Origin of the sequence: Lacinutrix sp. (genome assembly GCF_023299985.1) — a bacterium.
Taxonomy (GTDB): Bacteria; Bacteroidota; Bacteroidia; order Flavobacteriales; family Flavobacteriaceae; genus Lacinutrix.
In genome coordinates this window covers 1-8,918 of sequence record NZ_JALZVX010000213.1, presented here as the reverse complement: position 1 = coordinate 8,918, position 8,918 = coordinate 1, and the positions used below count along the sequence as shown (strand labels likewise).

The 8,918-nt window shown below is 29.6% G+C and carries 9 protein-coding genes; 6 read left to right on the top strand and 3 right to left on the bottom strand.

Features of this window, described 5'->3' with window-relative positions:
• Positions 1-11: 11 nt before the first annotated feature.
• On the top strand, positions 12-101 hold the full coding sequence (locus tag Q0C58_RS12470; protein ID WP_366841707.1) for a T9SS type A sorting domain-containing protein: 90 nt from the start codon (positions 12-14) through the stop codon (positions 99-101).
• A 34-nt stretch (positions 102-135) separates the two neighbouring features.
• Here the strand turns inward: Q0C58_RS12470 and Q0C58_RS11470 are convergent, their stop codons facing one another.
• Entirely contained in the window at positions 136-786 is a 651-nt protein-coding gene (locus Q0C58_RS11470) for a LysE family transporter (RefSeq protein WP_290701652.1), read from the bottom strand.
• Between the two features lie 93 nt (positions 787-879).
• Positions 880-1,692 (bottom strand): DUF1853 family protein, encoded by an 813-nt coding sequence (locus tag Q0C58_RS11465; protein ID WP_290701649.1) that lies wholly within the window; start codon positions 1,690-1,692, stop codon positions 880-882.
• A 102-nt stretch (positions 1,693-1,794) separates the two neighbouring features.
• Here Q0C58_RS11465 and Q0C58_RS11460 point away from each other — a divergent pair, with 102 nt between their 5' ends.
• From Q0C58_RS11460 to Q0C58_RS11450, 3 genes are all read left to right on the top strand, one after another.
• Positions 1,795-3,348: a DEAD/DEAH box helicase gene (locus Q0C58_RS11460; RefSeq protein ID WP_290701646.1), complete on the top strand. Its 1,554-nt coding sequence runs from the start codon at positions 1,795-1,797 to the stop codon at positions 3,346-3,348.
• Positions 3,349-3,438: 90 nt separating this feature from the next.
• Entirely contained in the window at positions 3,439-4,557 is a 1,119-nt protein-coding gene (locus Q0C58_RS11455) for a DEAD/DEAH box helicase (protein ID WP_290701643.1), read from the top strand.
• Positions 4,558-4,562: 5 nt separating this feature from the next.
• Complete coding sequence (locus tag Q0C58_RS11450) at positions 4,563-5,795, top strand: class I SAM-dependent rRNA methyltransferase (protein ID WP_290701640.1); 1,233 nt, start codon at positions 4,563-4,565, stop codon at positions 5,793-5,795.
• Positions 5,796-5,953: 158 nt separating this feature from the next.
• On the opposite strand, the gene raiA is transcribed toward Q0C58_RS11450, so the two are convergent.
• Entirely contained in the window at positions 5,954-6,256 is a 303-nt protein-coding gene (raiA, locus tag Q0C58_RS11445; RefSeq protein ID WP_290701637.1) for a ribosome-associated translation inhibitor RaiA, read from the bottom strand.
• Positions 6,257-6,564: 308 nt separating this feature from the next.
• Between raiA and Q0C58_RS11440 the strand changes: the two genes are divergently transcribed.
• Together Q0C58_RS11440 and Q0C58_RS11435 are read left to right on the top strand one after the other, a co-directional pair.
• Entirely contained in the window at positions 6,565-7,803 is a 1,239-nt protein-coding gene (locus Q0C58_RS11440) for an FAD-dependent oxidoreductase (RefSeq protein ID WP_366841703.1), read from the top strand.
• Between the two features lie 332 nt (positions 7,804-8,135).
• Positions 8,136-8,726 carry a DUF4251 domain-containing protein gene (locus tag Q0C58_RS11435; protein ID WP_290701633.1) on the top strand — a complete coding sequence of 197 codons (591 nt, stop codon included), beginning with the start codon at positions 8,136-8,138 and terminating at the stop codon, positions 8,724-8,726.
• Positions 8,727-8,918 lie beyond the last annotated feature (192 nt).

The following is an 8,918-nucleotide window of genomic DNA, read 5'->3' as shown; positions in this document are numbered from 1 at the left end:
AACAGCATTCTATTAATGTTTCAAGTTTAAGTCAAGGAAGTTATGTTCTAAGTTTGGAATCTCAAGGAAGAGTATACACACGCAAATTTATAAAACAATAACAAAAAGAGTTACCAAAATATAAAAAATCGAATACTAAGTATAAAACAACTTAGTAAATTGAAAAACAGCAACAACAGTAAGTAACAAACCAATAACGCGGTTTACTTTAGTTGTTATATTTTTCATTTTAAGTTTTAGCTTATGGCTAAACTTACCATAAAAATATAAGGTTATCACTTTTCCTATATAAACACCAATTAAGAATAAAATTATTAAAGAGTAATCTATTGTTGTATCTACAGTAATCATTTTTTTCTTTAAAAACGAAATTACTAAAATCCAATAAATTAATACTGTTGGATTTATTAAACCTAATATAAAACCAAGTAATTGTTTTGATGGATTATATTTTCGTTTTTTAATGTATATACATTCACCTCCTTCATCTTTAACACATTCTTTTCTTCCTGATAACAGTATAGCACCAACTACTAATAAGATAACAGCTATTGCATATTGTAACCAAATATTCATATTAACAAAGTTTTCAATACGTTTGTTAAAAATAAGCGCTATCAAAACTAAAATTACTTCAGCCAAAGCTGCTGTGTAAATAATTTTTAATGCATTTTGAATACTCTCTTTTATTGTAGTATTAATGACAGCAACATTAGTTGTGCCAAGTGGTAATGCACCTATTGTTGCAGTTAAAACTCCTAAAAACAAATAGGTTATTAAAGTCATGAAGTGGTTTTGTTAGTGAGTAGTTTTTTAGACATGGATAATAAGTCGCCAAAAATGGGTTTCCCTTTCAAATTTGCAAAAAGTATGTTTATACTACCAAGCTACCACAAAACATTTTTTAATTTCACCATTTACATGTTTTAACCATAACATAGGCGAATAACCTTCAGCTTCAAATACTTTTAGTTGTGGCAAAATTTCGTTGTATAATTTCCAGTTGACATTTGGTGTGACATCAAGTAACCAATCGGTTTTCTTAGGCTTATAAAATTTACAGTCTTTAAACCTCTGTAATTCTGAATATTTAAAGTAAAAACCATAAATACATTTTGGGTTTAATATTTTAAGCTGAATAACTTTACCATAAGGCACAAAAATTTGTGCTCTAAAATATATTTTTTGAATAAAATCCTCCGCTTTTAAATTTAAACTATCTATAATTGACTTTGTTTCGTTAGCATAGAGTAGTGGTAGTTGTTTTTCTTTTAGCTTGGTTAATTTTTCTAATAAACTATCACGACGCATTGGACCAATACAATGGTCTATTTCTGTAGTTCCTAAAGTGGCATCATACAAATAGAACTTAAACTGAATTTCTAAATGGACTGCTTGTTTTGCGTCTAAATACAAACAATCTAATTCGCCAATGGTTTGGTTTGTTTCTGTTTGAATTTGAGGATTCTCGGATATAACATCAATATCCCTATCTAATTTCAACTCTGTTGTAACAAAGCGTTCCACACGTTTTCCAAGTCTTATTTTTTTTAATCCTGAACCTTCAAAAACTGGTGTCTCTTGTTTTGAAGTAATTAAAGGTTTCATACCAAAAACTGGATCCATAAATAGATGTGGTGTGTTGTAGAACCCACTAAATTGCTCTTGTAAATTATTTGAGATATCTTTCATATTAAAACACGAAAGTAATCATTTAAAAAAAATTTAAAAATTATTCGTTGAAAGCCTTTAATTCGTTGTATTTTTGCACATCTCAAAATTTGAAAAAAATTAATGAAGGTTACAGCTTTAGAATTAGACGAAAGACAAGAAGGTAAAAGTTTATATAGCTACCAAAAAGGCGCAATTGATAAGATTTTTAAGTGTTTTGAAGATGCTCCAGAAGATTATCATTTACTTTATCAACTACCAACAGGTGGTGGAAAAACGGTGATTTTCTCAGAGATTGTACGTCAGTATTTAAAACATCACAAAAAACAAGTTTTAGTAATGACGCATAGAATTGAACTTTGTAAGCAAACTTCTAATATGCTATCTGAGTTTGGTGTAACCAATAAAATTGTAGATTCCAAAGCAGATTTAAGCGATCAAGGCGACTTTAATTGCTTTGTTGCTATGGTGGAAACGCTTAATAATCGTTTAAATGACGATAAGTTAGACATTAGTGATATAGGTTTAGTTATTATTGATGAAGCACACTACAACTCTTTTACAAAACTATTTAAATTCTTCGAGAAATCTTTTATTTTAGGAGTAACTGCAACACCTTTAAGTAGTAATATTAACCTTCCAATGAAGGATAATTATAACGAACTTATTGTTGGTGAAACCATTCATTCTTTAATTGAAAATGAATTTTTAGCACGTGCCGAAGTCTATTCTTACAATGTAGGTTTAACCTCATTAATTGTTGGTGCAAATGGTGATTATACTGTAAAATCTTCTGAAGATTTATACACCAATACAGACATGCTTACCAAGCTAATACAATCTTACGAAGAACGCTGTAAAAACAAAAAAACATTAATATTTAACAACGGTATTAACACATCACTACATGTTTACGATACCTTTAGACGTGCAGGTTATCCTGTTGCGCACCTAGATAATAACAATACAAAAAAAGAGCGTAAAGCAATTTTAAAATGGTTTAAAGAGACGCCTGATGCTATATTGACATCGGTAAGTATTTTAACCACTGGTTTCGATGAGCCAACCGTAGATTGTATTATTTTAAACAGAGCTACAAAATCATTAACGCTTTACTACCAAATGATTGGTCGTGGATCGCGTATTCTAAAAAGTAAAAATAAATTTACTGTTATAGATTTAGGTAACAACCTCCATCGTTTTGGACCTTGGGGAAGTGACTTAGATTGGCATAAAATATTTAGATCTCCAAATTTTTACCTTGATGGTATTTTAAATGATGAAGATTTAGAAGAAAACTTTAGATACGAAATGCCAGACGAGCTTCGTGCAAAATTTGAAAAATCTGAAGATGTCTATTTTAATATTAAAGCCATGTATATCCAATCTGTTAGAGAAGGAGATTCATCTAAAGTAATATTGGAACGTTCTATCGCTCATCATGCAAAAATTTGTATTGAAAATAGTGAAGACCTTTGGGATGCCTTAGCATTAGCAAAATTACTTAAAGACGATATAGATTACCGCATACAACGCTACACAAAATGTATTAGTAAAAGCACTTTTAACTTTGTAGAATGGCTTAAAGACGATTACAAAAAGAAATTAAACGTGTATTTACGTACTAATTTTGATACAGTTTTCGAAGAAATTCATGGTTATCTTCCTGAAGAGTAAAATTTAGTATTCAGTCTTCAGTAGCAGTTTACAGTTGCTTACTATAACGCTTAAAAACTAAAGTCTAACGACTAAAAACTATAGACTAATATGACTTTCAAAGATTTAGGAATACATAGTAATTACATAAAATCGCTTAAAGAATTAGGTATAAAAACACCTACAGACATTCAAGAGCAAGCAATACCAATTTTAATTAAATCTAAAATTGATTTTGTTGGTTTGGCGCAAACAGGAACTGGAAAAACCGCTGCTTATGGTTTGCCAGTACTACATAAAGTAGATTCTAATAAACGAGCAGTACAAGGTTTAATAATTGCACCAACACGTGAATTAGTACAACAAATAAAGAAACAGCTTTTTAAATTTACTAAATACAACGATAAGAAAATTTTTGTTGAAGGTGTTTATGGTGGCGAAAAAATAGACATTCAAATAAGTAATTTAAAACGACCAACTCACATTATAGTTGCAACTCCTGGTCGTTTAGTAGATTTATTAGATAAAAACATAATAGATTTAAGCCATATTAATACCTTAATTTTAGACGAAGCAGACGAGATGCTTAGTATGGGTTTTAAAAAAGATTTAAACACCATTTTAGACGCAACAACTAATAGTGCTCGTAATACGTGGTTATTCTCTGCTACAATGCCTGCAGAACTTAAAAACATTGTATCGCGTTACATTTCTAAAGATGCTGCTCGTGTAGAAATTGATCGTGAAAGCATTGTAAATGCTAATATCTCGCATCATTTTGTAAAATCTTCAATAGTAGATAAAGCGCATACTGTTATGCGTTTATTAGAAGACAGAGAAGAAGAACGTGGTATTATTTTTTGTAGAACAAAAGCAGGAACACAATCTTTAAAACAACAATTACAAAAAGAGAATTTTAATGTTGATGCGCTTGAAGGTGATATGACGCAGAAAGAACGCGATAAAGTTATGCGTGCTTTTAAGAATACTAACTTGCAAATTTTAATTTCTACAGATGTATCTGCACGTGGTATTGATGTAAATAACTTAGCTTTTATTATTCATCATCAATTACCAGAACATATAGAATACTATACGCATAGAAGCGGAAGAACAGCAAGAGCAGGAAAAAAAGGACAATCTATTGCCTTAATTCTACCAAGCGAACTTCAAAAAATAAATAACATAGAAAAGACTTTAGGTATTAAAATCAAGGAACTTACGCTTTAATTTTCATGACTCATTTTACCAAAAGTATTACTTCAGGTTACACGCCTAAGCGAATAGCAATCAAGCTAAAGGCAAAAGGAGAACAATTTGTTCTACAAGGACATCCTTGGCTATTTAGTGATAATATTACCAAAATTAATGACGATGCTAAAAGTGGTGATTTAGCTATTATCTTCGGAAAAAATAAAAACAAAGTTATAGGTCTTGGTTTATACGATAGAAATTCACCAATTCGTATAAAAATGTTGCATAGCGGAAACACTGCTGTAACTATAAATGCAACTTTTTTTAATACTAAAATTGAAGAAGCCTTCGCTAAACGCGAAACACTACTGCTAACAAATACAAATAGCTACAGACTGCTCTTTGGTGAAAACGATGGTTTTCCTGGATTAATAGCAGATGTTTATGCTACTGTTTTAGTAGTAAAAGTCTATTCTGAGATATGGATACCCTATTTAGAATCCATTTTAAACAGCTTACAAGCTGTTTCTAGGGTAGAAACTATAGTTATTAGACTAAGTAGAAGTATGGAGCAGTCTAAGCTTCATAACTTAGAAAATGGAGAAGTAGTTTACGGTGTTTTAGAAAACGAAGTAGTAAAGTTTGTGGAACATGATGTTAATTTTTCGGCAAATGTTATTAAAGGTCATAAAACAGGTTATTTTTTAGACCATAGAGCTAATAGAAAGCAAGTAGGTGAGTTGAGCAATGGAAAAACGGTTTTAGATGTGTTTAGTTATGCTGGCGGATTTTCGGTTCATGCGCTTGCCAATGGTGCAAAAGAAGTTACAAGTTTAGATATTAGCAAGCAAGCTTTACAAATGGCATTTCAAAATGGAAAGCTGAATAGCTACTCTGGAAAGCATATTACTATAGCAGACGATGCTTTTGTTGCTATGAAAGCTATGATTAAAAATAAGCAAACGTTTGATGTTGTGGTTATAGATCCTCCAAGTTTTGCTAAACAACAAAGTGAGATTGAGCTTGCAAAAAAGAAATATGCGCAACTAGCACAATTAGGTATAAAACTTACTGCTAAAAAAGGCTTATTGGTTTTAGCATCCTGTTCTTCTCGAGTTTTAGCACAATCTTTTTTCGATATTAATACGCAAGTTTTAAACGAGAGTAGTAGAACATCAGAATGTATTTTAAAAACGCATCATGATAGCGACCATCCTATTGGGTTTACTGAAGGCGCTTATTTAAAGTGTGCTTATTACAGGTTTGATATTTAAGTTTTTAGTGTAAAGTCACAGTATTCAGTTTTACTTTAAAAAAGCACTTCACTTTTATTTATAATATCCAAAAATTAAAAAGCCTCCAAAACACTTTTAGAGCAAGAAAAAAGCCACTCTTTCGAGTAGCTTTAATTTCAATATTTAATTTAATTTTATTAATGCGTTTGCATAGCGTCTTTTCGTTTATCTAATTGCCTATCTAAAGCACTCAAAGATTCCGAAGCACTTTTATGAAAAGAATCAGTAGTGTTTTCTGCAAACAATCTTGGTCCTGGAGCACTTAATCTAATTGAAGTTTTCATTTTAGAATTTCTAGTTGAAGCGTTTTCAGTTTTAAAAAAAACGTCTGCACGTACTATAAATTCATATTTATTAAATAATTTATCTAATTTTCCTTTTACGTATTCTTCTAATTCTGGACTAGCTGTTACGCCATCGTATTCATAGTTCACTGTCATATTTTTAAATTTTAAGTTATAACTAAAGATACAAAAAAGAGTAATAGACTATTCCGTTTTAACCAAATATTATGAATTTAATCTATTACATAGAGAACGATTAGTTTGTTGTGTGTTTTTGGTTTCAATTTAAAAAAAATATAAGTAACTAAAAATCGTACAACAACGCTTATTAACACAAAATTAGATAACAAAATGTCTTAGTAAGTTTAGTTTATTTCAATAAAAATCGATTCATATATTTAAACTTTAAATATGATAATATTGTAATTTTGTAAAAGTGATATAATACCTAACAGCGAACTAAAATGATGGAAAAATCTAAGAACATATATATTATTGGCGCAGGAATTAGCGGATTAATTACTGCAATTGCATTAGAAAAAGCAGGTTTTACACCAACTATTATTGAGGCTAGTGATCGTGTTGGTGGACGTGTTAAAAGTGATGTTGTAGAGGGTTATGTTTTAGATCACGGTTTTCAAGTATTATTAGAAGCTTACCCAAAAGCAATGCAGTATTTAGATTATAAAGCTTTAGACTTACAGCGCTTAGTTCCTGGTGCTGTAATTTATAAAAATGGAAAGCAACAAACTATTGGAGATCCTTTACGTAACTTATCTTTATTATTGCCAACGGTATTTACAACTACTGGCTCTATAAAAGATAAACTTGCTATTTTTAAATTGAATTTAGCGTTAAAAAAGAAAGCTATAGACTCTATTTTTAACGAGACATCAAACACAACAACTTTAGAGTATTTAAAAGCTAAAGGTTTTTCTAACCGTATTATTACAAACTTTTTTAAGCCTTTTTTTAGTGGTATTTTTTTAGAAACCGAATTAAGCACACCAAGTAAAATGTTTGAGTTTGTTTACAAAATGTTTGGTGAAGGTTTGGCTGTATTACCAAAAGATGGAATTCAAGCCATACCAAATCAGTTGCAATCTAAATTAACAAATACTAATATACTATTTAATAAATCTGTAAAAACTGTAGAGGAGAAGCACATTGTGCTTGAAGATGGAACAGTTATAGATGCTGATATTACTATTATTGCTACAGAAAGTTCTAAACTACTACAAACGGAAACTAAAGTCTCTTGGAAATCTTGTGACACTTTGTATTTTACTGTTGAAAAAGATACTTTAAACAAACCGATAATTGGTTTATTAGCTGATGAAAATACACTAATAAACAACATTTTCTTTACCACTAGTATTAATAATAACAATACTAAAAGTGATGTGCTTTTGTCTGTGACAGTTGTAAAAACGCACAATTACAATGAAACAGATTTAATAAAAAAAGTAGAAGCAGAGCTAGATACTATTTGTAATATTAAAACGAAAAACTTTATTAAGCGTTACCAGATAAAACGTGCATTACCAAATTTAGAAACTGTAAAATATAAAAGTAATAGTGATGTTTTTAAACACTCAAAAAGTATCTATTTAGCAGGAGATTACACTTTAAATGGCTCGTTAAATGCAGCAATGTCTAGTGGCGAATTGGTTGCAAATGCAATTATAGAAAGCTATAGTTAAACAGCGTATTGTTTTATTAAGTCAAGCGAAACGTATTTTAACAATATTTGATTGGTTGTTTTTTAAATCTACTTTTGGTAGTGTATTTACTTTTTCTGTTTTTTACAACCTGAGATACACAAATACTATTTATCACGTGGTTTAGTCCTATGAAATCCCAATTTGGAATTGGTGACGTTAAATTATTGCCTTTAGATGTTTAGTTAATCTAATTTTATGAATTTAAACTCATAAACAAATATGTATACAGTTAAAGTGTATTGTAAATTAAAATCATTAATATTCTGTTAATAAGAATGATAGTTTTATACTAATTTTTTAAATTTAAAATTATGAGAAATAAAACAAACACGTATACAACGGTTATTTTAGTATGTTTTTGTCTATTACTGTTTAGTAGCTGCAAAACATCTAAAAAAACAAATAATACTAAACTAAGCCTAGAAACTAAAGCGTTTTTAAAACAATTAGAAAACGCTGATTATAGAATAAATATTACTACCGTAAAACCATTAGCATCTGCAGCAACACAACGTGTTTTTAACGACTTGGGTATAAATAAAACAGGTAATACCGCTACTAGAGTAGATGGACATTTTATTAGTAACAAACAAGGAAATATAGAATCTGAACTACCATATTTTGGAGAACAAAGACAAGCTACAGGACAATATGGCCAAATAGATTCAGGAATACATGTAAATAGCATACCAAAAAATTATACAATAAACGCACACAAAAAAAAGGATGCGATAGTTATTTCTTTTAGCAATAAAGATGTTAAAAGAGGTACAGAAAATTACGATTTTTCAATACTTGTTTATGCTAATAAAAAAGTGACTGTTTCTTTATCATCATCACATCGCACATTAATCAATTATTTAGGCACTTTACAATTTCTTACTCAAGAAAAAGATGAGTAATCTTTTAGGAGTTTAATTATTCTGTATTTGGTTTATTATCTGTAATTTTTGAAATAGAAGCATTGTTTAAAATATTCTATTTTACATAATATTAATTATAGTACACTTTTAATATGGAATAATCCTGTGGATGATTCCATATTAAAACAACATTTAGTACTAAGTATGATGCTTGTTACTGTGTAAGCTATA